Below are 26,385 nucleotides of genomic sequence, written 5' to 3'. Positions count from 1 at the left end.
AAAAAAGATAATAAAATTGCATTTTTTTTAAGCTTTAAAAAAGATTGCAGAAATTATGATAATTAAAGATTTAAAAAGAGCATTTTAAGAATCTCAATATTTATAGTACTTTCAGCGATTTTTTTATGATAAAATACTGATATTTAGATTGTTAAAAAATCAATTTTTTGATGATAAAAATACGAAAATGACAAATTTGTTAAAAACTTCAAGGGTTTTGTGAATAAGTATGACTTTCATTTTGGAACAAAAAAGTCAATCTTTGTAAGACTCGTTTTTAGCATTTAATTAACTTTTAAATAACACCAATTCATCGTGAAAATTACTCAGATTATAAAAAGGGACTCAGAAACAAGCGATTTTGAGTTAGAAAAAATCACAAAAGCTATTGAAAAAGCAATGCTTTCAGTAAATAATGGTAGTAGACAAGATGCAATTGCAATAACTAATATTGTTAACGGAACTTTATTAGAAAGAAAGTTAAACGAACCTCTTTATGTACCTACTGTAGAGCAAGTACAAGACATTGTAGAAGACAAGTTAATGGACAGTCCTTTTCATGATGTTGCAAAAGCATATATCTTATATAGAGATGAGCAATCTAGAAGTAGAAAATTAAATATTTTTGAAAAAAGGTTAAACTTAAAACCTTATGACTATCCTGCTTTAAATGAATATGTAGATGCTATTAGACACTCTTATTGGATACATACAGAGTTTAATTATACAAGTGATATTCAAGATTTTAAAGCAGTTCTTACAAGTGTAGAAAAGAACGCTATTAAAAATACCATGTTAGCAATTTCTCAAATTGAGGTTGCAGTAAAAACTTTTTGGGGAGACATTTATAAAAAAATGCCAAAACCAGAAATTGGTTCTGTAGGAGCAACTTTTGCAGAGAGTGAAGTACGTCATCATGATGCTTACTCGCATTTATTAGAAGTTTTAGGGTTAAATAATGAGTTTAAAAACTTAAAGAAAAACCCAGTAATAATGAGGCGTGTAAACTATTTAGAAGGTGCCTTAAAAAACGTAAGAAGTGAAGACAACAAAGAGTTTTCAGAATCTATAATTTTATTTTCTTTATTTATAGAGCATGTATCTTTATTTTCTCAGTTCTTAATTATTATGGCTTTTAATAAGCATAAAAATGTTTTAAAAGGGATATCTAATGTTGTAGAGGCTACTTCTAAAGAAGAGCAAATTCATGGAGATTTTGGTATAGATATTATTAAAATTATAAAAGAAGAAAATCCAGATTGGTTTGATGAAGATCATAGCTTATTAGTACAAGAAACTTGTAAAGAAGCTTATCTATCAGAAAGCAAAATTATAGATTGGATTTTTGAAAGTGGAGAACTAGATTTTCTACCTAAAAAAGTAATAAAAGAATTTATTAAAAACCGATTTAATAACTCATTAGAGAGCATTGGTATTTCAAAAGTATTTGATGTTGATGAAGCTTTAGTGGCAGAAACAGATTGGTTTGATGATGAAATTATTGGAACCAAACACGGAGATTTCTTCGTAAAAAGATCAATTAACTACAGTAAAAGAACTAAAAGTATAACTAGCGACGACCTATTTTAAACTATGAACCAAAGCACCACAAAAACCACTGAACAACTTACTGAACACGAACAACTTATTCAAGCAAGAAATCTTGCTAGAAAAGAAATGCTTAAAAATTCTAAACAACCAGAAATAACATGGCTAACAGAAAATAGTCGTAAATTTTTAGAATCTGGTTATTTAACAGGAGATACAACACCAGAAGAAAGAATTCGTGAAATTGCAGACAATGCAGAACGTATTTTAAAAATTGATGGTTTTTCTGATAAATTTTACAAATATATGGCTGAAGGATTCTTTTCTTTAGCATCACCAATTTGGTCTAATTTCGGAAAAAGAAGAGGTTTACCAATTAGTTGTTTTGGGTCTCATGTAGCAGATGATATGGGAGATATTTTATTCTCTCAATCAGAAGTTGGTATGATGTCTAAACTTGGAGGAGGAACTTCTGGTTACTTTGGTAAATTACGTGAAAGAGGAGCAGATGTAAAAAATAATGGTTCATCATCAGGTTCTGTACATATCATGCAATTGTTTGAAAAAATGGTTGATGTAGTTAGTCAAGGTTCTGTAAGACGTGGTCGTTTTTCTCCTTATTTACCTATAGATCATAAAGACATAAAAGAGTTTTTAGAAATTGGTACAGAAGGAAACCCAATTCAAGAATTAACCCATGGAGTTACAGTGGGTAATGATTGGATGCAAGAAATGATTGATGGTGATGTAGAAAAGAGAAATATTTGGGCAAAAATATTACAAAGAAGAGGAGAAATAGGATATCCATATATTCTTTTTAGAGACAATGCAAATAATGGAACTGTTGATGTTTATAAAGACAAAAACTTAGAAATTTATGCAAGTAACCTTTGTACAGAAATAATGTTACCATCTAATGATGAGTGGTCTTTTGTTTGCTGTTTATCTTCTATGAATTTATTGCATTATGATAAATGGAAAGATACAGATGCAGTAGAAACACTTACTTATTTCTTAGATGCAGTAATGGAAGAGTTTATAACAAAATTAGATGTTTATAAAGACTCACCAAATAGAGATGATCAATTTACTTTTAGATTTATGGAAAAAGCCTATAAATTTGCAAAAGATAACAGAGCTTTAGGTTTAGGAGCTTTAGGTTGGCACTCTTTATTACAATCTAAAATGTTAGCATTTGATAGTGCAGAAGCATACTCTTTAAACAGTGAAATTTTTAAGGTCATTAAAGAGAAATCTTACAAAGCATCTGTAGAAATGGCAAAAATGTTTGGTGAGCCAGAAATTTTAAAAGGTTATGGAAGACGTAACACTACTTTAAATGCAATTGCACCAACTACATCTTCAGCATTTATATTAGGGCAAGTTTCACAAGGTATTGAGCCAATTTGGTCTAACATTTATGTAAAAGATATTGCTAAAATTAAAACAACAATTAAGAATCCTATTTTAGAAAAAGTTTTAGAAGAAAAAGGCTACAATACTTCTAATGTTTGGAAAAGTATTAGAGATAATGATGGTTCTGTATTGCATTTAGATTTTTTAACTGATGCAGAAAAAGATGTTTTTAAAACCTATTCAGAAATTGATCAAAATGTAATTGTATATCAAGCAGCAAATAGACAAAACCATATAGATCAAGGGCAATCTATTAACATTATGGTACATCCAGATATGCCAATTAAAGATGTTAATGCTGTTTATATTAATGCTTGGAAATTAGGTGTAAAATCTATGTATTACCAACATAGTATGAATGCAGCTCAGAAATTTAAACAAAAGAAAGAATGTGCTTCTTGTGAAGGATAATCATCTTGATAACAAAAATAAAAAAGAGAAGTCGAAAGACTTCTCTTTTTTATTTATAAATAATATCTTTATGTTTACATAATCTTTGTAAACAAAGGCATGCTTTAAAGATGATTAAAAAAATTCTATTTACTTTTTTCTTAGTTATACTTGCTATAATTTTATATTTCAATCCAAACTTTAAAACGATTGCAGCAGGTGTTGCAGTTCTTCTTTTTGGAATGATAATGTTAGAAGAAGGTTTTAAAGTTTTTACAAAAGGGCCGTTACAAAATTTCTTAAAAAAAGCTACAAATAAATTATATAAAAGTATTAGTGCAGGAGCTTTAGTTACAGCTTTAGTGCAATCTAGCTCGTTAGTTTCTGTAATTACAATATCTTTTATAAGTGCAGGTTTAATAAGTCTTTCTGGTGGTTTAGGTTTAATTTTTGGGGCAAATATTGGTACTACAGCAACTGCATGGTTAGTAGCTGGTTTTGGTTTAAAAATTAAAATATCTGCTTTAGCAATGCCAATGCTAATTTTCGGGCTAATCTTTTCTTTTAAAAAGAATGTTACTTTTAAAGGAATAGGAAATGTTTTAGCAGGTTTAGGTTTTTTCTTTCTAGGTATTCATTACATGAAAGAAGGTTTCGACTTTTTTAAAGATTATATAGATTTAACTCAATTTGCAGTTTCTGGGTTTTTAGGAGCTGTAATTTATGCAGGCTTAGGAATTATAATTACTACAGTTTTACAATCTAGTAGTGCAACTTTAGCCTTAATTTTAACAGCTCTTGCTGCAGGTCAAATAGAATATCAAAATGCATTAGCATTAGCAATTGGTGCTAATGTTGGTACTACAATAACTGCTGTTTTGGGTTCTTTAAGTTCTAATGCAGCAGGTAAAAGATTGGCTATTGCCCATTTAATTTTCAATTTTACTACAGGTATTTTAGCACTCGCACTTATTTTTCCTTTAGCAAATTTGGTTAATTATTTATCAAATTTTTTACATTTTTCAGAAACAGATTACACTCTTAAACTAGCGTTATTTCATACAATATTTAATGTTTTAGGGGTTCTTATAATGATTCCTTTTATTAAGAAACTAGAAAAGTTTTTATTAAAACTATATAAAGAAGAAGAAGGAAAGGCAATAGATGAACCAAAATATTTAAACGAAGCAATCTTAGAGTTTCCAGGAACACTAATATCTTCTGTTTTAAAGGAATCTAAATATTTATATAAAAACGCCATTTTCGAAATAATAGCCCATGCTTTAAATATTCATAGAGATGATATTAAATCTGATATAAAAATTAAAAAACTAATAAAAAAGTCAGACATTCAAATAAAAGCAAATATTGAAGAACTTTACTATAACAAAGTAAAAAACATCTATGGTAAAATTATAAGTTTTGTAACCAGAGGTCAACAAGATTTAAAATTAACCAAAGCACAAAATAAGAGACTTTCTGAGTTAAAATTTGCCAATAGAAGAATGGTAGAAATTATAAAAGATACCAGAGAATTAGAAAAAAATGTAACTCAATTCTTAGAGTCAGATAATGAAGAAATTAAAAAAGAATATAACAAGTTTAGAAAAAAGGTTGTTAAGGTTTTAAGAGTAATCTACGGTTTTGATAAAAATGAAGATAAAGAAGAGTATTTTAGTATCTTAAAAAAACTAAAAAAGGAAGCAAAAAATGCGCTTCATGAAGAAAATAAATCTATAGATAGAGTTATAAGAGAAAACTTAATCACTACAAATATGGCATCTTCATTAGTAAATGATAATGTTAATGTAAATGATTTAATAAAGAAATTAATACAGGTTGCAGAACTGTTATATTCAGAAAAAGATGTAATCTTAGAAAACGGTAATAAATAAAAAATATTTAAATGAATTGGGAAGAACTTCTTTCTTTAAAACGCTTTGGAGACACTCAGAAACGACCAAGAGCAACACAAGATGAAACACGCTTAGGTTTTGATGTAGACTTTGATAGAATTATATTTTCATCAGCTTTTAGAAGTTTACAAGACAAAACTCAGGTTATTCCTTTATCAGAAACAGACTTTGTTCACACTCGTTTAACACACAGTCTAGAAGTTTCTGTAGTGGGTAGAACTTTAGGAAGAAGAGTTGGTAAAGTATTGTTAGAGCGTCATTCAAATTTAGGAAAATTAGGATATACCTTTAATGATTTTGGAGCCATAGTTGCAGCAGCATCTGTTATGCACGATATTGGAAACCCTCCTTTTGGACATTCAGGAGAAAAAGCAATTGGAGAGTATTTTAAAACAGGAAAAGGCTTAAAATATAAAGACCAATTAACAGAAAAAGAATATCAAGATTTAATAGATTTTGAAGGAAATGCTAATGGATTTAAAATTTTAACAGAATCTAGAGAAGGTATTTCAGGAGGATTAAGACTTAGTTATGCAACTTTAGGTGCCTTTTTAAAATACCCAAAAGAAAGTTTGCCTAAAAAACCAACAAATCATATTGTAGATAAAAAATATGGTTTTTTTCAATCTGAAAAAAATGAATTTTTAGATGTTGTTGATACTTTAGGAATGAAACAAAAATCTAACTCATCAGTATCCTTTTACAGACATCCATTAGCGTATTTGGTAGAAGCAGCAGATGATATTTGTTACACAATTATAGATTTTGAAGATGGTATTAACTTAGGCTTAATAGAAGAAGAGTTTGCTCTAGAATACATGATTAAGTTGGTAAAAGACACCATAGATTCTAAGAAATATCACTTATTACAGCACAAAAAAGATAGAGTAAGTTATTTAAGAGCCTTAGCAATTGGAGTATTAATTAATGAAGCTGTTGCTATTTTCTTAGAAAATGAAGAAGCTATTTTAAATGGTACTTTTAATAAATCTTTACTAGATAAGTGTAAGTATGAAGCACAAATTAACGACATCATTAAAATTAGTGTAGATAAAATTTATCAAAGTAAAGAAGTGATAGAAAAAGAAGTAGCAGGCTACAGAATTATTGCTGATCTTTTAGATGTATTTGTAACTGCATTAAACAATAAGTTTGATGGAAATCAATCTAATTTTGACAAGTTAGTTTTAAACTTATTACCTAAAGAATACCATTCAGAAACTAGTAATTTGTACAACAGAATTATGCAAGTTTGTAGCTATGTTTCTAGAATGTCAGATGGATATGCAATAAGAATGCATAAAAAATTAACAGGAAATATTATTTAAAAATTATTATTTATACCTAAATTGCTAACCTTATTAAAGAATTTATAAAATTATGAATAAAAAATTACTAATTCCATTTATTGCCATTATAACAATTTTAGCTTTTTATTTTAACAAGCAAAGTAATAATAATAAAATACTTAATAATACTTCTCAAGGAAAATTAAAACCAAAATCTAAGCCTGAAAATGCAAGATATTTATATGCTTTAGAAAGAGAAAAGTATGAGTTTAATATGCAAAAAAACCCAGTTACTGGAGAGATTCCTTTAGATGAAAAAGCAAGAGAATATAATACTGCAGTAGATTTAATGAGAATTCAAAAACTAAGAAAATCTAGTGCCAATTCATATATATCTAGAGGTCCTTCTAATTTAGGAGGTAGAACCAGAGCATTTGCAGTAGATATTTCTGACGCAACAAGTAATACAATGCTTTCAGGAGGTATTAGTAGTGGACTTTTTAGAACTACAGATGGAGGAGCTAGTTGGACAAAAGTAACTCCTCAAGGACAAATACATAATGTATCTGCTTTAGCACAAGACCCAAGAGTTGGTTTTCAAAATATTTGGTATTATGCTACTGGAGAATTTTCTGGAAACAGTGCATCCTTAGGTAATACAGCTTATAATGGACAAGGTGTTTGGAAATCTACAGATAGTGGACAAAGTTGGACTATACTTCCAGGAACAGATTCAGATTTTCAAACATTTGATAGTTCTTTTGATTATACGAGTGCTTTAGAAGTTCATCCTGTTACAGGAGATTTATTTATAGCAACAAGTGATGAAATTTTTAGATATGATGGAGTTAATTTTAATTCTGAATTGAAACCTTCAGGTACAAGCCATACAGATGTGGTAATTACTCCTAGTGGAAAAGTTTATGTTAGTTTTGCAGGTAATTCAAGTTTAGAAGGAGTTTGGGCTTCTCCAAATGGAAATGGTTCTTGGACACAAATTGCTAAAAATGGTACTCCTGCAGATTGGTCTGCTACAGGAAGAATTGTATTAGGTGAAGCAGCTTCTAATGATGGAATGGTTTATGCTTTATATGTAAACGGAAAATCTGGTATTGAAGCAGATTTATGGCAGTATAATTCTACAACATCTACTTGGACTAATTATTCTTCAAAATTACCAGATGAGGCTGGAGGTGATTCAGATGGTAATGATCCATTTGCGGTTCAAGGAGGTTATGACTTGGTTGTTTCTGTAAAACCAGATGATGAGAACTTTGTAACTATTGGAGGAACTAATATTTATAAAATTGCTAATATAACAACTGATGCTACATTCTCTAGAATAGGTGGTTATAAAGATAATACAGGATATGCTAGCTATAATAATCATCATCCAGATATTCATTCTTTAGAGTTTGATCCAAATAATAATAATGTTTTTTATAGTGGTACAGATGGAGGGATTCATAAAACTTTAGATATAACTTCATTAGGTATTACTTGGATAAGTTTAAATAATAACTACACAACATACCAATATTATCATGTAACTTTAGATCCTTTATCTGGAAGTAATATAGTTATTGGTGGGGCTCAAGATAATGGAACAACTATGGGAGGTACAGATGCAGGTTTTGCAGATAATACTTCAATGAATTCAATTGCTGGTGGAGATGGTGTTGCTGTAGGAATTGCAAGGAGAGATTCTGACACAGAGTTACAATTATTTTTAGGTTTTCAACAAGGACCAATTTATACGAATTACCCTAGTGGGTATAGAGAAATTACACCTACTGATGCAGCAAGTGGTTCAAGTGCAAAGTTTGTTACTTATTTTTATTTAGACCCAGATAATAATGACCTATTATATTATGGAAGTAAGAATACATTATTTAAAACAGATGATGCAGCTAATGTAGATTCTGATTCTTGGGTTAATGCTGGTTTTTTACCATCTTTTGAGATAATTAATACTATTGCTACCACAAGAGGAACTTACGATGCATCAACTAGTTTTATGTTAGTTGGTGGTGGTAAAGGAGGTGTTTTTAAAGTAAATGACCCTAAAAATGCTACAAGTGTAAGTACAGCAACTAATATTACACCAACAGGAGCTAATACTAATTTTGGAACCAATGTTAGTGATATAGCTATACACCCAACAAACCCAGATATTGTTTTAGTAACCTATGCTAATTACGGTATTAATAATATTTATTTAACTACAAATGCAACTTCTGCAACACCAACATGGACTTTAGTAGAAAGAAATTTAGATAAGCATTCTATTAGATCTGCTGCTATTACTCAAGTAGGTTCAGATATTGTTTATTTTGTAGGTACAGCAAGAGGTTTGTATAGTTCTACAGATCCTACAAGTATAGATTGGCAAATGGAAGGAGCAGATGATATAGGACTTGCTTTAATTAGTGGATTAGCATACAGACCAGCAGATAATAAATTATTAATTGGTACTCATGGAAATGGTATGTTTGAAACTACAGTTGGTGGAACATTATCTACAAATGATTTTAATTCAAATAATTTAGAAGTTTCTTTTTATCCAAACCCTACACAAAAGGAATTAAATTTACAAAGTAAAACGTTAGATTTAAGCAATAATTTAACTTACAATATTTCTGATATTACAGGGAAAACTATTAAAACAGGAACTGTTTTAAATAGAAAAATTAATGTTGAAACGTTAAATTCTGGAGTTTATCTTGTTAATTTAAGTGTAAATGGTAAAAAGCAAAACTTTAAGTTCGTTAAAAACTAAAATTTAATTAAATGTCAAAAACTAATTTTTTAAGTTTCTTTTTATTGTCAATTTTTTTAGGATGTGCTAATACTTATAAATTAGAAAAAAAATCTGAATTAAATTTTAAAGAGTCTTACTATAAAAACTGGTCTTCTGGAATAAAAGAAGGAGGTTCAGGTTTTAGTATTTATTTGTTTTTAGATAATAGTGTTAATGACAAAGATATTGTTGTTGAAGGTGTTTATTTTAAAGGAAAATTCACCAACCTTAAGGATCAAGGAAAAGGAAATTTTCAAGGATTTATTAAAGAAAGTGATTCTAAAAAAACAAATGAATTAGAAATTCCTTTTAAGTTAGATAATAATGAAGCTGTAGTAAGTTATTCTGCAGAAGGTAAATTAAAATATGTTAAAATAGTTTTAACCAAAAAATCTACAATGGATTTTCCAATGTAATTATTTTGATATAAATAGAAATAAAAAAGACGCTTTTTAGCGTCTTTTTTTATATCAATAATTTAAAATGATTTGCTAAACTAGTGGCATCTAAACCTAATTTTAATTGAAGTCTAGAAACACTTCCATGTTCAATAAAATTATCAGGAATTCCTAAAACTTCAATTTTATTTTGGTAATTATTATCAGAGGCAAACTCTAAAATTGCACTACCAAAACCACCTTTAATTGTTCCATCTTCTATTGTAATTATTGTTTGATGTGTTTTAAAAATTGTATGTAATAAAACAATGTCTAAAGGTTTTACAAAACGCATATCATAATGAGAAAAACATGTAGTATTCTTTACCAGAGTCAAAGCATCAATTACGTTTTTTGCTATAGTTCCTATAGATAAAATTGCAATTTTATTTCCTTTCTGTAGGCGAACACCTTTACCTATTTTAATTTCTTTAAAAGGCTGTTTCCAATCAATTATGTTTCCTCTTCCTCTAGGGTAACGAATTGCAATTGGGTTTTTTAAACTTAATTGAGCAGTATATAAAATGTTACGCAATTCAATTTCATTTCTAGGAGCAAAAACTATTAAATTAGGAATGCATCGTAAATATGCTAAATCAAAATTACCATGATGTGTTGCTCCATCTTCGCCAACTAAACCTGCTCTATCTAGGCAAAATACAACAGGTAAATTTTGTAAAGCAACATCATGTATAACTTGATCATATGCACGTTGTAAAAAAGTGGAGTAAATATTACAAAAAGGAATTAAACCTTGTGTTGCAATTCCAGATGCTAAAGTAACTGCATGTTGTTCTGCAATACCAACATCAAAAGTCCTTTCAGGATATTTCTCTAACATCAATTTTAAAGAACTACCTGTTAACATTGCAGGAGTTATACCTACAATTTTATCATTTTTATCTGCTAATTCTACAATAGTTTTACCAAAAACATCTTGGTATTTTGTGTATAAACTTGCTTCTTTTTTAATTCTTTCACCAGAAATTTTATCAAACTTTCCAGGTGCATGATAAGTAACCTGATCTTCTTCTGCTTGTTGTAATCCTTTTCCTTTAGTAGTAATTACATGTAAAAATTTTGGTCCTTTAACCGATTTTAATCTTTCTAATTCTTTTAAAATAGTAGGTAAATCATGACCATCAATTGGACCAGAATAATCAAAATTTAAAGCTTTTATAATATTGTTTTGTACAGCTAACCTTTTATCTGTTTTAACTTTTGTTAAATACTCTTTTAAAGCTCCAACAGAAGGGTCTATACCAATTGCATTGTCATTTAAAATAATGAGCAAGTTAGCATTAGAAACTCCTGCATGATTTAAGGCTTCAAAAGCCATACCACTAGCAATAGAAGCATCTCCAATAACAGCAATATGTTGTTTTTCTGTTTCGCCTTTTAAGTTAGACGCAATTGCCATTCCTAAAGCAGCAGAAATAGATGTAGATGAATGTCCAACTCCAAAAGCATCAAATTTACTTTCATTTCTTGATGGAAATCCTGCTACACCACCAAATTGTCTGTTGGTATAAAAAATGTCTTTTCTTTCGGTTAAGATTTTGTGACCATAAGCTTGATGACCAACATCCCAAACTAACAAATCGTTTGGAGTGTCAAATAAATAGTGCAAAGCTATAGTTAACTCTACAACACCTAAACTGGCTCCTAAATGACCTTCTTTTGTGGCAACAATATCTATAATAAATGCTCTCAATTCTTTTGCGAGTTGAGGTAATTGCTTAGGATTTAATTTTCTTAAATCTGAAGGATTTGATATGTGGTCTAACAAATTTGTCATGCAAAAGCAAAAATACAATTTAACTTTTTGTAATATTGGTTTTTATATTTTTAAAAAATGATTCAACCTTTTGACGACACTTATTTTATGAAAAAAGCCCTACAAGAGGCAGAATTTGCTTTTGATAAAGGTGAAGTTCCTGTTGGTGCAATCATTACTTTTAAAGATAAAATTATTGCAAGAGCTCATAACTTAACAGAAACTTTAAACGATGTTACTGCACATGCAGAAATGCAAGCATTTACAGCTGCTGCAGATTTTTTAGGAGGAAAATATTTAAAAGATTGTGTGTTGTATGTTACTTTAGAGCCTTGTCAGATGTGTGCTGGTGCAAGTTATTGGGCGCAAATTGGTAAGATTGTTTATGGAGCTTCTGAGCTAGAAAGAGGATTTGTCAATTTAAAAACAACTATCCATCCAAAAACAAAAGTTGTATCAGGAATTTTAGAAAACGAATGTTCTCAGCTTTTGAAACGCTTTTTTATTGAAAAACGTAATTTGAATTAGTGTTAAAAACTGTTAAATATTTAACAATTTTTACATTAAAATTTGTGGGTTAGTTTGTTTTAGAGAACTTTATCAACAATTCAAACCAAACAAACTCTTACAAATGAAAAAAATCATTTTATTTTTTGTGATGATTCTTACTGTTTCAATAATATCTGCACAAGAAACTCCAACTCCAAATTATAGAGCAGCCTCTAAATACTCTCCCAAGAATTTAGCTAAAATGGTCCATTCTACAAGTGTAAATCCACACTGGTTAAAAAAAGGAAATCGTTTTTGGTATGCTTATAAAACATCTGAAGGATCCAATCATTACATTGTAGATTTAGATAAAAAAACTAAGAAGTTTTTGTTTGATAATGTAAAAATGGCAAAATGGTTAACAGAAATAACTAAAGATCCTTATGATGCTAAACATTTACCACGTCTACGTTTTAAGTTTAATAAAGCCGAAAATGCTATTCGTTTTAGAGTAACATCTACAGAAGAAGTAGAAGTTGTTGATAATAAAATGAAGACTAAAAAAGATTCTACATCTACCAAAAAAACTAAAAAGAAAAAACCTAAAATGGAGAAGAAAACTTACCATTTAGAATATAGGTTAGGTAGTAATGGATTAACAATTATAGATACTAAGAAGAAAGAAAAGGAGCCTTGGAAAAAATGGGCAAATATAGCACCAGATAGTTCTATTGTTTTATATGGTAAAAATCATAACATATATTGGATGGACAAAGTAAACTTTAAAAAGTTTATTAAAGATGAAAAAGATAGTACTGTTGTAGAAAATCAATGGACAAAAGACGGTGAAGAAAATTACGGTTACACTTGGGGAGGTAGAGGACAAGATAATGTAGATAAAGAAAAAAAGAAAGACGACAGAAAAGGTGTTTGGGGAACTTGGTCTCATGATTCTAAAAAATTCGTTTTTCAAAAATCAGACTCAAGGCATATTAAAGATTTATGGGTTATAAATTCAACAGGTAAAAAAAGACCAACTTTAGAAACATATAAATATCATATGCCTGGGGAACAAGAATACTACAAATCTGAGTTGCTAATTTTTGATATCCCTACAAAAACACACATTAAAGTACCTTTAGACACTGTTCGTCAGCAAAGTATTTCTGTATATAGATCTCCAAGAAAACAATCTAGTAGAGATGATGATTTTAAGCCTTCATTATTACTATCTAAAAAAGGAAAAGTATATTTCAGTGTAATTTCTAGAGATAGAAAAAAATTAGATATTAATGTTGCAGACATTAATACAGGTGAGTACAAAACTTTAATAGAAGAGCGTTTTAATACATATATAGAGTCTCGTCCGTTAATATTATTTAACAATGAAAAAGAAATGTTGCATTGGGCAGAAAGAGATGGTTGGGCACATTTTTATCATTATGATACAGATGGAAATTTAAAGAAACAAGTTACTTCTGGAGATTTTCATGTAGATAATTTTGATGGTTTAGATGAAAAAACAAGAACTTTATATTTTACTGCAAATGGTGTAAATAAAGAGCAAGACCCATATTATGCACATATGTATAAAATTAATTTAAACGGAACAGGTATGCGAACTTTAAATGCTGGAGATTTTACTACAAGAACTAGTATGTCAGACTCTAATAAGTATTTTATTAATAATTTCTCTAGAGTAAATACAGTTCCAAAATCGGAAGTTAGAGATGCAAGTGGTAGAAAAGTAATGGATTTAGAAACTGCAGATTTATCGCAATTATTTGCATCAGGTTACAAATTTCCAGAGCCATTTAAAGTTAAAGCAGATGATGGAATTACAGATATTTATGGTGTAATGTATAAGCCTTTTGACATGGATTCTACAAAAGTTTATCCGTTGTTAGAATATGTTTATCCTGGACCACAAACAGAAGCTGTAAACAAATCTTTTTCTTACAGAATGGATCGTTTAGATAGAATGGCGCAAGTTGGTTTTGTTGTAATTACTTTAGGAAATAGAGGTGGGCATCCAGATAGATCTAAATGGTATCATAATTATGGTTATGGAAATTTACGCGATTATGGTTTAGCAGATAAAAAATATGTTGCACAACAATTGGCAAATAAACATAAGTTTATTGATATTGAAAAAGTTGGAATTTATGGACATTCAGGAGGTGGATTTATGTCTACAGCTGCAATGTTAGTGTATCCAGACTTTTTTAAAGCAGCAGTTTCATCTGCAGGAAATCATGATAATACAGTATATAATTCTTGGTGGAGTGAAACCCATCATGGAGTAAAAGAAGAAATTGATGGTAAAGGAAAAATTACACATAAATATAAAATTGACACCAATCAATCTTTGGCAAAAAACTTAAAAGGACATTTAATGTTGATTCATGGAGATATGGATAATAACGTAAATCCTGCAGGAACTATTAGAATGGCAAACCAATTAATTAAAGCGAATAAACGTTTTAAATTTATGGTAATGCCAGGGCAAAGACATGGTTTTGGTAATATGTCTGAATATTCTTTTTGGTTAAGAGCAGATCATTTTAGTAAATACTTATTAGGTAAAGAAGTAACTGATGTTGACTTTTTATTTATGAATATGGACAAACCAATGAAAAGATAATTTGTCTGTTCGAACGCAGTCGAGAACTCATATTATAAAAAAACTCCGAATGAAAATTTGGAGTTTTTTTATACTTTTTTAATAACATTGGTTACAATTCCCCAAATAACAAAATCATTTTCTTCAGTGATATTTATAATTGGGTAATTTGGGTTTTCTGGTTGCAACCAAACTTCATTTTTTTCTACTCGAAGTCTTTTTACGGTAAATTCTCCATCTAAAAAACAAACTGCAATTTTATTGTTTGCAGGTTCTAAACTTCTATCAATAACTAATAAATCGTTATCATCTAAACCAGCATCAATCATAGATTGTCCCTTTACTTTTGCAAAAAAAGTAGCATCTTTATTGGTGATTAACTCATCATCTAAAGAAATACGCGTTTCTCTAAAATCATCTGCTGGTGATGGAAATCCGGCAGAAATACCAGTATCTACAAAAATAGCACCATTTCCTGATGAAGCTTTAGGTGTAAAAAAAGTAAGTGTTTTAGATGCGTTCATAATATGTTGCAAATTATAACTTTTTATTAGATGTTTTAAAAAATATTATAAAATAACGGCTTTTTCAATGATTACATCGTAAGTATAACCAGAACCAAAATCTTTATTTAACACAACAGTTCCTTTTATGGTAACTATTTCACCAACTTTAAACTCAGCATTACTTGTAACTGTAATATCAAATTCGCCATTTCCTTTTGTTCCATCTTGTAAGTGCAGAAAATTAACGCCTAAAATTCCATTATTAACCTTAATAACTTGCCCTTTAATAATTACCTGCTTATTTTGATATTCTTTTAGGTTTTCAAAAAGAGTAGCAATTCTAATTCCATTTGGAGCTTTATCAACGTTAACCACGTTAGATTTTCCTTTATTGATAGTTCTTTTTTTAGGTTTTTTAGTTGCAATTTTTTCATCTCTAATGCCTTGTGCAAAAACAATATTATCAAAAGTTCTGTTTAAACTCTTGCTTTCATATTTCCCCATTTGCATTGCTCCTTCATCATAATAATAAGTAGCTCCTATTTCTATAGGTCTACCAGGAATTGCCATCCAATATTTTTTTTCTTTTTCTAAAACTTTAATATAAACATATCCTCCAGCAGGTATTTTTTCGATTACTTTAATCTGATGTATGTTTTTAGAAGCTAAATTTTCTACAGAAACTTTTTCTTTAATAATTTCTGTTTTTTCATTTTTTTTGCAACTTGTTAAAAACCCTATTGTAAATAAAAAAAATAATGCAAAGTATTTCATTGTTCTTGTTTTAAGAACGTGCAAATTATAACATTTCTTTAAATAAAAGAGTTTAGATTACTTAAAATATGGTTTTACAGTCATTACAAATATGCCTTCTTTTTTCAAAAAAAGGAAACAACATGTAAAAGACATTTTTTCTTTGAATTGGAGCTATTAAAATTCGGTTTGATTGACATTTAGGGCAGTTAATTTCATTGCCATTTTTGTCTTTTTGATACATTCTAATTTCATTGTATATTTTTACTGCTTTTTCAAAATCGTTTTTATGAACTAGCAATTTTACACCTCCAATAGCATTGCTAACCAAAGGGTCAGAGTCTATGGTTTTTTCATCCATTAGCATTGTTTGAATGTTTTCTGAATCTAATTTAGATTTGGTAACATGTGCTTCTGTAGAATATTCAAATACAGCTAAAATGTTATAATCATCATTCATAAAAATATTTTATTTAGAGGTTTTTACAATAAAAACATCATTAATATTTGTGGTAAATTTTGGAGACAAACGTTCTTGACGCATTTTCCAGGTGCGTTTTAAATCTTGATTTCCTAATTTAATTTTATCTGCTTTAAATTTACGGTTTAAATGATCAATTGCAGACATTAAAGGTTTGTGTTTTGGGTTTTCGTGATCAAATAAATTTAGTTGAAAATTATCATTTGGTACTAAGCCAGCAACAATAACACCAGCTCTTTTGTATTTAATTCCGGGTTTAAACATTGCTTTTATAGCTTCTACAGCTGCATTACAAATTATTAAAGTAGAATCTGTTGGGTAAGAAAAAACAACAGTTTTACTTTCTCTATGTTGTTCTAAATCTTTTTTATGTCTGTCACTAGAAAGTTGTACAATTAGCATATGACAACTCGATTTTTGCACTCGTAATTTTTCTGCACAACTTGCTGCAAAGGTAGAAATACGTTCTTTAAGGTTATCAATGTCAGAATATGTGTACTCAAAACTACGTGTTGTTGCAATCATTTTTTTTGAAGAAACTTCTTCTAGAGGAATTTTAGAAATGCCTTGTAAATCTTTTTGCAAACGCCACTCTACAATAGAAAAATTTTTTAAAACCCAGTTGCTTGGTAATTGTGTAAAATCGTATGCAGTTTCACATCCTTTGGCTTGTAAACGTTTTTTTAAACGACGTCCAATTCCCCAAACGTTTCCAATTTTAGTCCATTTTAATGCTTTTATTCTGTTTTCTTCGCAATCAATTATGCAAACTCCTTTAGATTGTTTTAGGTTAGATCGTGCAATTTTATTGGCAACTTTACTCAATGCTTTTGTTGGTGCAATACCTACACAAGTTGGTATACCTGTCCATTTTAAAATTCTACTTCTAATTTGGGTAGCGTAATCTTCTAAATCATAATTTTCAAATCCTTTTAATTGTAAAAAAGATTCGTCAATAGAGTATACTTCTACATCTGGAGAAAATTGAGCTAAAATATTCATAACTCTTGCACTCATGTCTCCATATAAAGGGTAATTTGATGATAAAATGGTAATATTATTTGCTTTACAAAACTGTTCCCACTTAAAAATAGGTGCACCAAAAGGCAACTGTAATTTCTTAGCTTCATCGCTCATAGAAATTACGCAACCATCATTATTACTTAGAATAGCAATGGGTTTTCCTTGTAAATTCGGATTAAAAACCCGCTCACAAGAAGCATAAAAATTATTACAATCTATTAGTGCAAACATGCTATAAAAGTATCAAAAAATAGCAGGCAAAAAGCAGTTGTTAATATCTTAATTGCTTAAAAAAAGAAATAATTTTAAATAGATTTTATATAAACTTTGTGATAAGCAAGTTTTAATTTTTGAAGTACAAGGGCAATTTCTTCTTCATTTAAATGACCAAAACCAAGACGAATAGCACAGGTGTTTTTATCTTGAAATAAAATAGTTTTTGGTATAAATAAACCATTTTTTTCTGATTCTTCAGCTAATTTAACAAGCGATATTTTGGGTTGAAATTGTATCCAAAAAGCCAAACCACCAGAAGGAATATCCCATTGTGCAATTTCAGAAAAATCTTGTTTTAAAAGTTTAGATACACAGTTGCGTCTTTGTTTATAGATAACAATGTTTTTCTTCATTAAACGATGAATTTCACCTTCATAAATTAATTCAGACAACATTTGTTCTTGAATTAAATCTCCTTGTTCATCTAATAATTGTAAATAATTTTTTGCTTCAGAAATTAAATTTTCTGGGGCTACCACAAATCCTGTTTGAAAACTAGGAAATAAGGATTGCCCTAATTTTCCTAAATAAATAACCATTCCATTAGCATCTGCACTTGCCATGGGTAACATAGATGAACCTTCAAACTGAAAATCATAATCGTAATCATCTTCAATAATAGCAAAACCGTATTCTTTGGCAAGTTGTAATAATTCTATACGACGTTCTGCGCTTAAAGTTACAGTGGTTGGGTAATCTCTATGAGCACAAATATGTACACATCTAATGCTTCCTTTTATAAAATGTTTTCTAATGTAAGCAACGTTTAATCCGCTTTTATCTACAGGTATTGTTTTAATGTTAGCCCCTGCTTGTTGAAAAATCATATTAGCTACATAATTACTTAAATTACCCACCAATACAACATCGTTTTGTTTTATTAATAATTGCGAAACAATGTACAAACTCATTTCTGTACTTCTTGTACTTATTAAGTTGTTTGGGTTAATATGAAAACCGCGAGTAGCATTTAAATAATTGCAAAGTTGTGTTTGAAATAATGAATAAGAAGATTCGTTAGGTCTGTTCCATTTTTTTATTAAAGTTTTACGTTTCATGGCAGCACTGTACCATCTTGTAAATTGATGAACTGGGTGTAATCGTAAATCTGGATTTCCATCATTAATGGAATAAGTTGCATTTGTTAGTTGTATTGTAGATGCTAAGTTGAATGATTTTTCGAAAGGAAAACCAGTGTTTTTTGCATACTTGTAAGCTTCATTTATTTTTTGTGAAGGCGCTTTTATCTTTGTATTTTTTAATGCAGGGTCTAAAACAAATGTTCCTTTATTTGGAATAATTTCTACCCAACCTTGAGATGCCAATTCTTCGTAAATTGCTACAGCTGTGTTTCTATGAATATTTAGTAATTTACTTAAAACACGAGTTCCTGGTAACACAGTTCCTTTTGATAAATAGTTTCGTTGAATGGCATTGATAATTTGTTGTGATACTTGTATGTATACAGGTTGTGTAAGAGATTTATCAAACTCAATGAGTTGTTTAAAAAGAATTTTAACCGGACTATCAATCATTTTAAAACTGGACTATTTTAATCGTCCGGAAAGTTACGATTTTTGCAACGTTATTAAAATCACAAAACATGAAAATTAAAATTACTTTAGTAATTGTTTTATTATTAGTTGCTTTTCAGGTAAAAGCACAAGACAACTCTGTAAAAAGAGACACTTTAAAAGAAGTTATTATTACTTCTTCTAGAATAGATTTACCTTTTAAAGAAAATTCTAGAACAATCAATGTAATTTCATCAGACCAAATAAAAAATAGTGCTGCAACAAATGTGGTAGATTTATTACAACAAGTAGCAGGAGTTGATATTAGAAGAAGAGGAACTGCTGGAAGTCAAGCAGATTTATATATTAGAGGTGGAGGTTTTGATCAAACATTACTTTTAATTGATGGTATAAAAATGGACGATGCACAAACAGGGCACCATACAATGAATGCTGCTTTACCAATTGAGGTTATTGAGCGTATAGAAATTATTAAAGGTCCTGCAGCAAGAGTTTTTGGGCAAAATGCATTTACTGGAGCTATAAATATTGTTACTAAAAAGAATTTATCAGATACAGTTTCTGTAAATGCAGAAGCAGGTTCTTTTGGCCAATTAAACGGTTCTGTAACTGTTGGTAAAGAGTTTAAAAACTCATCAATTATTGCACATGTTGGTGCGTTAACTTCTGATGGGTATAGAGATAATTCTGATTATAAAAACTACAGTTATTTTTTAAAAGGTGTTTTTAATAAAAACAAACAACCTATAGAAGTTTTAGCTAATTTCTTTGATAAGAAATTTGGAGCTCAAAATTTTTACACACCAACTTCTTGGGGTTTTAACGAGTATGAAGAAACTCAAAGTAGTTTGTTAGGTGTTTCAACAACTTTTAAAGGTGAAAACTTAAAAATTACACCAAGAATTTATTGGAAAAGAGGTCAAGATATTTTTCAGTTAAAAAGAGACGATCCTAGTTTTTATAGAAACTTACACATTACAAATAAAGTAGGTGTAGAAACGAATGCTGCTTATACATCTAATTTAGGTGTTACTGGTTTTGGAGTTGATATTTCTAGAGTATTTATTAGTAGTAATAACTTAGGAAACAGAAATAGAACTATGGCAAACTTGTTTTTAGAGCATCGTTTTAAATTGGCAGATGATAAATTAGATATTACTCCAGGAGTTGCTGTTACGTATTTTTCTGATTTTAAATTCCACGCTTTTCCAGGGTTGGATATTGGATATCAATTGTCAGATAATTTTAAAGCCTATGGTAATTTAGGGGTAACATACAGAATACCAACGTATACAGATTTGTATTATAATGATAGTAGTACAAGTGGTAATCCTAACTTAAAACCAGAAGAAGCTTTTGCTCAAGAATTAGGATTAAAATATAATTCTGAAAGAGTTTCTACTTCTATTGCAATTTTTAATAGAAACGCAACTAATTTAATAGATTTTGTAAAACCAGATGTAACTGCAACAAAGTTTGTAGCTACTAATCTTGCAGAAGTAAATACAAAAGGGTTTGAGTTTAATACAGATTATCATTTTAAAATTAAAGAATTTAAGCAAACCTTATCTTTTAGTTATAACTTTTTAGATGATAATATTTTAGATCAAAATAAAGACTTATCTCGTTATTCATTAAATACATTAAAACACCAATTTATAACACGTTTTGCAAGTAAATTGTTTAAAAACGTAAGACAAAATATTATTTACAAACATGCAGAAAGAACTGTGGGTACAAGTTATAATGTTTGGGATGCTTCTGTAATTGTAGATGTAAATAAACTAAATTTTACTTTAACTGCAAATAATATTTTTAATGCAGATTATATAGAGTCTGGTTTTGTGCCAATGCCACCAAGTAATGTGTTATTTGGATTAAGATATAACTTTTAAATATTTTTGAATTAATATTTAGGGCCTCCATAATTAATTATGGAGGTTTTTTTGTTTTTTAAATTTGCTTGTAACAAAAATTAAATTTTAGCTACTAATAAATAGAAACTCAACTAAAACATAATTACTTCATCTTTTTAATTCTAGATTAAAAGGTACTTTTAATGAAGTTTTAATCACCTTAAAATTGCGCTATTGGGTTGTTGTTACAAAAATGAGTCTATTTTTTAATTGATAGAATAACTCACTTTATTCAATCAAAAAATGTTATATTTAATCACTTTTTAAAACAAACTAGCTATGATGGAATGGTTTCAAGAATTATCGTCTTTTCAAAAGACATATTGGATAATTACAGGAATTTCTACAATAATATTTTTATTTGTTTTAATTGGCACTTTTGTAGGTGCTGATACAGATGATATAGGTGATGTAGATGCAGAAATTGATGCAGATACTGGTGCAGGATTTCAATTTTTTACTTTAAAAAACTTAGTTGCATTCTTTACTATTTTTGGATGGAGTGGAATTGCTTGTTTAGATGCAGGATATTCTAAATCTGTAACAATTTTTGTGTCTTTACTTTGTGGTTTAGCTATGATGTTTGTAATGGCAGCAATGTTTTATTACATCAGTAAATTAACTTCTAGTGGTACATTAAAAATGCAAAACGCTTTAAATTCTATTGGAGAAGTGTATTTAACAGTAGGAGCTAAAAGATCTAAAATTGGAAAAGTACAAGTAAAAGTACAAGGAGCTTTAAGAGAGTTAGAGGCTTTAACAGACTCTGAAGTAGATTTAAAACAAGGAATTGTTATTAAAGTGATAGAAGTTACAAACAACGGAATATTAATTATAGAACCTCAAAATTAAAAAATTACTATGCTAAATTTTATTTTATTACAAAGTAGCCCTTTTGCGGGCTTAATAGGAATAGGTATTGCAATTCTATTCATATTTATTTTAATAGTTGCTATGATAAAACGCTACAAAAGATGTCCTTCAGACAGAATTTTGGTAGTGTATGGTAAAGTTGGTGGTGGTGAATCTGCCAAATGTATTCATGGTGGAGCCGCCTTTATTTTTCCTGTAATTCAAGATTATGAATTTTTAGATTTAACACCAATTTCAATAGAAGTAAATTTAATAAACGCACTTTCTAAGCAAAATATTCGTGTAAATGTACCAAGTAGATTTACCATTGGTGTTTCTACAGAACCAGGAATTATGCAAAATGCAGCAGAAAGATTGTTAGGTTTAGGTCAGAATGAAATTCAAGAATTGGCTCAAGAAATTATATTTGGTCAATTACGTTTGGTAGTTGCCTCTATGGATATTGAAGAAATTAACTCAGATAGAGATAAGTTTTTAACCAATATTTCTAAATCTGTAGAATCAGAATTAAAGAAGGTTGGTTTAAAGTTAATCAACGTAAATATTACAGATATTGTTGATGAATCTGGTTATATTGAAGCTTTAGGTAAAGAAGCAGCAGCACATGCAATTAATGCAGCTAGAAAATCGGTTGCAGAAAAAAATAGAGATGGTTCTATTGGTGAAGCAAATGCTGTGCAAGATGAAAGAACTCAAGTTGCTGCAGCTAACGCACAAGCAGTAGATGGAGAAAATACTGCAAAAATTGCGGTTGCAAATTCAGATTCTTTACGTAGGCAAAGAGAAGCAGAAGCAGAAAGAGTAGCAATTGCAGCTGAAAAAGTACAATCTGCAAAAGCTTTAGAAGAATCTTATGCAGCAGAAAAAGAAGCAGAATTGGCAAGAGCAGAAAGAGAACGTTCTTCTCAAGTAGCAGATGTTATTGTACCTGCAGAAATTGATAAAAGAAAAGTAGAAATTGATGCAGAGGCAGAAGCAGAAAATATTAGAAGAATTGCAAAAGGAGAAGCAGATGCAATTTTGTTTAAAGCACAAGCAGAGGCTCAAGGTTTGTATGAAGTATTAACAAAACAAGCAGCAGGTTTAGATCAAATTGTTAAAGCAGCTGGAAATGATTCTCAAAATGCAGCTTTATTATTAATAGCAGATAAATTACCAGAATTGGTTAAAACACAAGCAGAAGCAATTAAAAATATTAAAATTGATAAAGTTACTGTTTGGGAAAATGGTGGAGGTAAAGATGGAAAATCTTCTACTTCAAATTTTATCTCAGGAATGTATAAAGCTGTTCCTCCTTTACAAGAAATGTTTAATATGGCAGGAATGCAATTACCAGATTATTTAAAGGGTAAAACAATAGATGTAAAAGAAGAAGATTCTACAGAAATAACAGATACAAATGATACTGTTTCTTAAATAATTTTACCACTATTCAATGATTTTTGAATAGTGGTTTTTTTATCCTATTATAAAATTATCATTAAGGTTAGTTTAATAAAATACTAAATAGGTGTAACTACTTGTTTTCATGTATTTTATATTTAGTAAATTGCGGGTGTTAAACAATATAATTTCCCCAACGTATGAAAGCATGTCCAAGATGTAAGTCTGTATCTAGACACAGAATGAAAAGAAGTGCGTTTGCTAAATTAATACCAGGTACCAAAGCTTATTCTTGTGATAAGTGTAATACAGAATATACTTGGTTTTCCTTTATCAACCGTTCTTTAAGAATTTAAAAAGAGCCTCTCAATTGAGAGGCTCTTTTTATTTTATAATTAAAAAAGTAATTATCACATACAAATTGGTTAAAACAATATATATTTAATTGATTGTAATTTAATAGATTAGGTGTTTAATTTTTAATTTTCTAAATTGTGAAAGCTTGTCCAAAATGCAAATCAGAATCTAGGCATAGAATGAAAAGAGATCCACTTGTAAAATTAATACCAGGCACTAAGTCTTATTCTTGCGATAATTGTAATACAAAATATACTTGGATCTCTTTCATAAATACATCTTTTAAGATTTAAACAAAAAAACCTCACAAAATGTGAGGTTTAGTTTATGTAATATTTTAAGAATAATTATTTATTTAAACAGCCTAAATATATCATTACCATTTGCAAATAACAGTAATGCAATAAGTAAGATAAAACCTGTTACTTGTGCATATTCTAAGAATTTGTCTCCTGGTTTTTTACCTGTTATCATTTCCCAAAGGGTAAACACTACATGTCCTCCATCTAAAGCAGGTATTGGTAAAAGATTCATAAAACCTAACATAATAGATAAAAATGCAGTTATATTCCAGAAAGATTGAGCGCTCCATTCTGATGGAAAAATACTTCCAATAGAAATAAATCCACCTAAACCTTTGTAAGCACCAGTACTTGGGTTAAAAATCTTTTTTAATTGTTTTATATAATCAGAAAGTGTTTTAACAGATTTATTCCATCCTGCAGGAATAGCTTCTGCAAAAGAGTATTCAATTTCTGCTAAATCATAATAACCTAATTTTTCTAAATCTTTAAAAGATAATTGGCCAATACCAACTCCTAATTTTCCGTTTTCTGTTATTTTAACTGGAACTTCTTTAATTTCTGTTCCTCTTTTTACAGATATAGAGATATCTTGATTTTTATATTTATCTAACTGAACTTGTGCTTCATCAAAATAAGTAATAGCATTTCCATTTATGGCAACAACAATATCTTTTTTCTTTAAATCTGCATTTAAATTTGGAGAGTCATCAGAAATACCTGCTATAACAAATGGATATCTTGGTAATAAAATTGCTCCAGCATTTTTACCTCTATCTACTAATTTAGAAATAAAATTTTCTGGAATTTCCATATCAATAACAGCTCCATTTCTTTCTATTTGAAAGCTGTTACCGTTAACAAAACCTAAAGTTAATTCAGAGAATTTTTTAATTTTTTCTCCATCAATAGTCAAAATTTTATCTCCAGTTTTTACACCTAAATCTATTGCTAATGAATCTTGAACCCAAACACCATCTTTTACATTTTCGTTAGGTAAAAACTTTTCTCCATATGCATACATAAGCATTATGTAGATAAAAATTCCTAAAACAAAGTTTACAAAAACACCACCCAACATAATAATTAAACGTTGCCATGCAGGTTTAGAACGAAACTCCCAAGGTTGAGGTGGTAAAGCCATTTGCTCTGTATCCATACTTTCATCTATCATTCCAGATATTTTTACATATCCTCCTAAAGGAATCCAACCAATACCATAAACAGTCTCACCAACTTTTTTCTTAAAAAGCGAAAATTTATAATCGAAAAATAAGTAGAATTTTTCTACTCTAGTTTTAAACAATTTTGCAGGGATAAAGTGCCCTAACTCGTGCAAAACAATTAATAAAGATAAACTTAAAATAAATTGCGATGCTTTTATTAATATTTCCATTCAGCGTTAAATCATAATTAAAATAGTGGCAAATGTACGTTTTTAAAGAGAGTATTAAAAGTACTAATTTGGCTACATTTTTATTTTAACAAAGATTTTAGATAGTATTTGTTTTTGATTGTTTTTTTAAGGGCTTTATAAGTTGTAAATTTGTTGATATAAAAGTTGTTTTATGGAGTTAAAATTCTTTAAAAAATCTATACCAACACTAATTTTTTTAGTAGTTTTTTCTGCTGTAGGTGTTACTGTTTTTTATCATTTATTAAAAGTAGACAATCGTCTTAAAATTTATAACCCATCAGATGTTAACCCAAGATTGGTAGATGAAAGTATGTTTCACATTCAAAAGAACCATACCATTGCAGATTTTAGTTTGGTAAATCAAAATGGAAATATAATTACCAATAATAATTATAAAGATAAAATATATATAGCCGATTTCTTTTTTACACGTTGTCAAACAATTTGTATTGCAATGGCTTATAATATGAGCGAATTGCAAGAATTTTATAAAAATGATGATGAAATTATGTTTCTGTCTCATTCTGTAACTCCAGTTATAGACAGTGTTTCTGTTTTAAAAGAATATGCCAATAGAAAAGGTGTAATTGATGGAAAATGGAATGTTACAACAGGAAGTAAAAAACATATTTATGACTTAGCAAGAAAGAGTTATTTTGCTGTTTTAGATGAAGGAAATGGAGATGAAAACGACTTTATACATACAGAACAATTTGTATTAGTAGACAAAGAAAGACGTATTAGAGGTTACTATGATGGTACAGATAAAAACGAAATGGAGAAATTAAAAACAGACATTGTACTGTTAAAAGAAGAATATGCTTCTAAATAACTTGTTTAGAATCATTCTAAATTCATATCTTTGCTTCCCAAATAAA

At 29.1% G+C, this 26,385-nt stretch carries 20 protein-coding genes; 13 read left to right on the top strand and 7 right to left on the bottom strand.

The annotated features are described in order from the left end of the window. Positions 1-315 precede the first annotated feature (315 nt). From MPF13_RS00850 to MPF13_RS00825, 6 genes are all read left to right on the top strand, one after another. Complete coding sequence (locus MPF13_RS00850; RefSeq protein WP_249980344.1) at positions 316-1,590, top strand: ribonucleotide-diphosphate reductase subunit beta; 1,275 nt, start codon at positions 316-318, stop codon at positions 1,588-1,590. 3 nt (positions 1,591-1,593) lie between these two features. Further along, positions 1,594-3,375 carry a ribonucleoside-diphosphate reductase subunit alpha gene (locus MPF13_RS00845; protein WP_249980343.1) on the top strand — a complete coding sequence of 594 codons (1,782 nt, stop codon included), beginning with the start codon at positions 1,594-1,596 and terminating at the stop codon, positions 3,373-3,375. A gap of 110 nt (positions 3,376-3,485) precedes the next feature. Next, complete coding sequence (locus tag MPF13_RS00840) at positions 3,486-5,249, top strand: Na/Pi cotransporter family protein (protein WP_249980342.1); 1,764 nt, start codon at positions 3,486-3,488, stop codon at positions 5,247-5,249. Between the two features lie 11 nt (positions 5,250-5,260). Further along, positions 5,261-6,598, top strand: a complete 1,338-nt coding sequence (locus MPF13_RS00835) for a deoxyguanosinetriphosphate triphosphohydrolase (protein WP_249980341.1) — start codon at positions 5,261-5,263, stop codon at positions 6,596-6,598. Positions 6,599-6,650: 52 nt separating this feature from the next. Beyond that, the gene (locus MPF13_RS00830) at positions 6,651-9,338 is read left to right on the top strand and encodes a T9SS type A sorting domain-containing protein (protein WP_249980339.1); all 2,688 of its coding nucleotides are present in this window, start codon (positions 6,651-6,653) and stop codon (positions 9,336-9,338) included. An 11-nt stretch (positions 9,339-9,349) separates the two neighbouring features. Further along, positions 9,350-9,775, top strand: a complete 426-nt coding sequence (locus MPF13_RS00825) for a hypothetical protein (RefSeq protein WP_249980338.1) — start codon at positions 9,350-9,352, stop codon at positions 9,773-9,775. 49 nt (positions 9,776-9,824) lie between these two features. Here the strand turns inward: MPF13_RS00825 and dxs are convergent, their stop codons facing one another. Then, positions 9,825-11,594: a 1-deoxy-D-xylulose-5-phosphate synthase gene (dxs, locus tag MPF13_RS00820; RefSeq protein WP_249980337.1), complete on the bottom strand. Its 1,770-nt coding sequence runs from the start codon at positions 11,592-11,594 to the stop codon at positions 9,825-9,827. Between the two features lie 57 nt (positions 11,595-11,651). Here dxs and MPF13_RS00815 point away from each other — a divergent pair, with 57 nt between their 5' ends. Continuing rightward, on the top strand, positions 11,652-12,101 hold the full coding sequence (locus MPF13_RS00815; protein ID WP_249980336.1) for a nucleoside deaminase: 450 nt from the start codon (positions 11,652-11,654) through the stop codon (positions 12,099-12,101). A gap of 103 nt (positions 12,102-12,204) precedes the next feature. Further along, entirely contained in the window at positions 12,205-14,706 is a 2,502-nt protein-coding gene (locus MPF13_RS00810; RefSeq protein ID WP_249980334.1) for a S9 family peptidase, read from the top strand. A 68-nt stretch (positions 14,707-14,774) separates the two neighbouring features. On the opposite strand, the gene MPF13_RS00805 is transcribed toward MPF13_RS00810, so the two are convergent. From MPF13_RS00805 to MPF13_RS00785, 5 genes are all read right to left on the bottom strand, one after another. Beyond that, on the bottom strand, positions 14,775-15,209 hold the full coding sequence (locus tag MPF13_RS00805) for a LexA family protein (RefSeq protein WP_249980333.1): 435 nt from the start codon (positions 15,207-15,209) through the stop codon (positions 14,775-14,777). A gap of 45 nt (positions 15,210-15,254) precedes the next feature. Continuing rightward, the gene (locus MPF13_RS00800; RefSeq protein WP_249980331.1) at positions 15,255-15,965 is read right to left on the bottom strand and encodes an OB-fold nucleic acid binding domain-containing protein; all 711 of its coding nucleotides are present in this window, start codon (positions 15,963-15,965) and stop codon (positions 15,255-15,257) included. A 61-nt stretch (positions 15,966-16,026) separates the two neighbouring features. Further along, positions 16,027-16,404, bottom strand: coding sequence for a putative signal transducing protein (locus MPF13_RS00795; RefSeq protein ID WP_249980330.1), 378 nt, complete (start codon positions 16,402-16,404; stop codon positions 16,027-16,029). Positions 16,405-16,413: 9 nt separating this feature from the next. Continuing rightward, positions 16,414-17,679, bottom strand: coding sequence for a Y-family DNA polymerase (locus MPF13_RS00790; protein WP_249980329.1), 1,266 nt, complete (start codon positions 17,677-17,679; stop codon positions 16,414-16,416). A 74-nt stretch (positions 17,680-17,753) separates the two neighbouring features. After that, positions 17,754-19,259 (bottom strand): aminotransferase-like domain-containing protein, encoded by a 1,506-nt coding sequence (locus tag MPF13_RS00785; protein WP_249980328.1) that lies wholly within the window; start codon positions 19,257-19,259, stop codon positions 17,754-17,756. A 68-nt stretch (positions 19,260-19,327) separates the two neighbouring features. Between MPF13_RS00785 and MPF13_RS00780 the strand changes: the two genes are divergently transcribed. From MPF13_RS00780 to MPF13_RS00765, 4 genes are all read left to right on the top strand, one after another. Next, on the top strand, positions 19,328-21,154 hold the full coding sequence (locus tag MPF13_RS00780) for a TonB-dependent receptor plug domain-containing protein (RefSeq protein ID WP_249980327.1): 1,827 nt from the start codon (positions 19,328-19,330) through the stop codon (positions 21,152-21,154). 303 nt (positions 21,155-21,457) lie between these two features. Next, positions 21,458-22,027, top strand: coding sequence for a hypothetical protein (locus MPF13_RS00775; protein WP_249980326.1), 570 nt, complete (start codon positions 21,458-21,460; stop codon positions 22,025-22,027). 9 nt (positions 22,028-22,036) lie between these two features. Next, positions 22,037-23,464: a flotillin family protein gene (locus MPF13_RS00770; protein ID WP_249980324.1), complete on the top strand. Its 1,428-nt coding sequence runs from the start codon at positions 22,037-22,039 to the stop codon at positions 23,462-23,464. Between the two features lie 167 nt (positions 23,465-23,631). After that, positions 23,632-23,787 (top strand): hypothetical protein, encoded by a 156-nt coding sequence (locus tag MPF13_RS00765; RefSeq protein ID WP_249980322.1) that lies wholly within the window; start codon positions 23,632-23,634, stop codon positions 23,785-23,787. 352 nt (positions 23,788-24,139) lie between these two features. Here the strand turns inward: MPF13_RS00765 and rseP are convergent, their stop codons facing one another. Continuing rightward, positions 24,140-25,486, bottom strand: coding sequence for an RIP metalloprotease RseP (gene rseP / locus MPF13_RS00760; RefSeq protein ID WP_249980320.1), 1,347 nt, complete (start codon positions 25,484-25,486; stop codon positions 24,140-24,142). 172 nt (positions 25,487-25,658) lie between these two features. Here rseP and MPF13_RS00755 point away from each other — a divergent pair, with 172 nt between their 5' ends. Beyond that, a complete protein-coding gene (locus MPF13_RS00755; RefSeq protein WP_249980318.1) occupies positions 25,659-26,339 on the top strand; it encodes an SCO family protein in 681 nt (226 codons plus the stop codon). Positions 26,340-26,385: the final 46 nt, after the last annotated feature.

Source organism: Polaribacter sp. Z022 (genome assembly GCF_023555495.1).
GTDB lineage: Bacteria > Bacteroidota > Bacteroidia > Flavobacteriales > Flavobacteriaceae > Polaribacter.
The sequence above is the reverse complement of the archived record's forward strand: the minus strand, read 5'-3'. Positions and strand labels throughout refer to the sequence as shown.

Bases quoted from the DNA above. Each gene is read 5' to 3' on its own strand.
- MPF13_RS00845 (WP_249980343.1), top strand. From the start codon at position 1,594: ATGAACCAAAGCACCACAAAAACCACTGAACAACTTACTGAACACGAA.
- MPF13_RS00840 (WP_249980342.1), top strand. From the start codon at position 3,486: ATGATTAAAAAAATTCTATTTACTTTTTTCTTAGTTATACTTGCTATA.
- MPF13_RS00835 (WP_249980341.1), top strand. From the start codon at position 5,261: ATGAATTGGGAAGAACTTCTTTCTTTAAAACGCTTTGGAGACACTCAG.
- MPF13_RS00830 (WP_249980339.1), top strand. From the start codon at position 6,651: ATGAATAAAAAATTACTAATTCCATTTATTGCCATTATAACAATTTTA.
- MPF13_RS00825 (WP_249980338.1), top strand. From the start codon at position 9,350: ATGTCAAAAACTAATTTTTTAAGTTTCTTTTTATTGTCAATTTTTTTA.
- dxs (WP_249980337.1), bottom strand. From the start codon at position 11,594: ATGACAAATTTGTTAGACCACATATCAAATCCTTCAGATTTAAGAAAA.
- MPF13_RS00815 (WP_249980336.1), top strand. From the start codon at position 11,652: ATGATTCAACCTTTTGACGACACTTATTTTATGAAAAAAGCCCTACAA.
- MPF13_RS00810 (WP_249980334.1), top strand. From the start codon at position 12,205: ATGAAAAAAATCATTTTATTTTTTGTGATGATTCTTACTGTTTCAATA.
- MPF13_RS00805 (WP_249980333.1), bottom strand. From the start codon at position 15,209: ATGAACGCATCTAAAACACTTACTTTTTTTACACCTAAAGCTTCATCA.
- MPF13_RS00800 (WP_249980331.1), bottom strand. From the start codon at position 15,965: ATGAAATACTTTGCATTATTTTTTTTATTTACAATAGGGTTTTTAACA.
- MPF13_RS00795 (WP_249980330.1), bottom strand. From the start codon at position 16,404: ATGAATGATGATTATAACATTTTAGCTGTATTTGAATATTCTACAGAA.
- MPF13_RS00790 (WP_249980329.1), bottom strand. From the start codon at position 17,679: ATGTTTGCACTAATAGATTGTAATAATTTTTATGCTTCTTGTGAGCGG.
- MPF13_RS00785 (WP_249980328.1), bottom strand. From the start codon at position 19,259: ATGATTGATAGTCCGGTTAAAATTCTTTTTAAACAACTCATTGAGTTT.
- MPF13_RS00780 (WP_249980327.1), top strand. From the start codon at position 19,328: ATGAAAATTAAAATTACTTTAGTAATTGTTTTATTATTAGTTGCTTTT.
- MPF13_RS00775 (WP_249980326.1), top strand. From the start codon at position 21,458: ATGGAATGGTTTCAAGAATTATCGTCTTTTCAAAAGACATATTGGATA.
- MPF13_RS00770 (WP_249980324.1), top strand. From the start codon at position 22,037: ATGCTAAATTTTATTTTATTACAAAGTAGCCCTTTTGCGGGCTTAATA.
- MPF13_RS00765 (WP_249980322.1), top strand. From the start codon at position 23,632: ATGAAAGCATGTCCAAGATGTAAGTCTGTATCTAGACACAGAATGAAA.
- rseP (WP_249980320.1), bottom strand. From the start codon at position 25,486: ATGGAAATATTAATAAAAGCATCGCAATTTATTTTAAGTTTATCTTTA.
- MPF13_RS00755 (WP_249980318.1), top strand. From the start codon at position 25,659: ATGGAGTTAAAATTCTTTAAAAAATCTATACCAACACTAATTTTTTTA.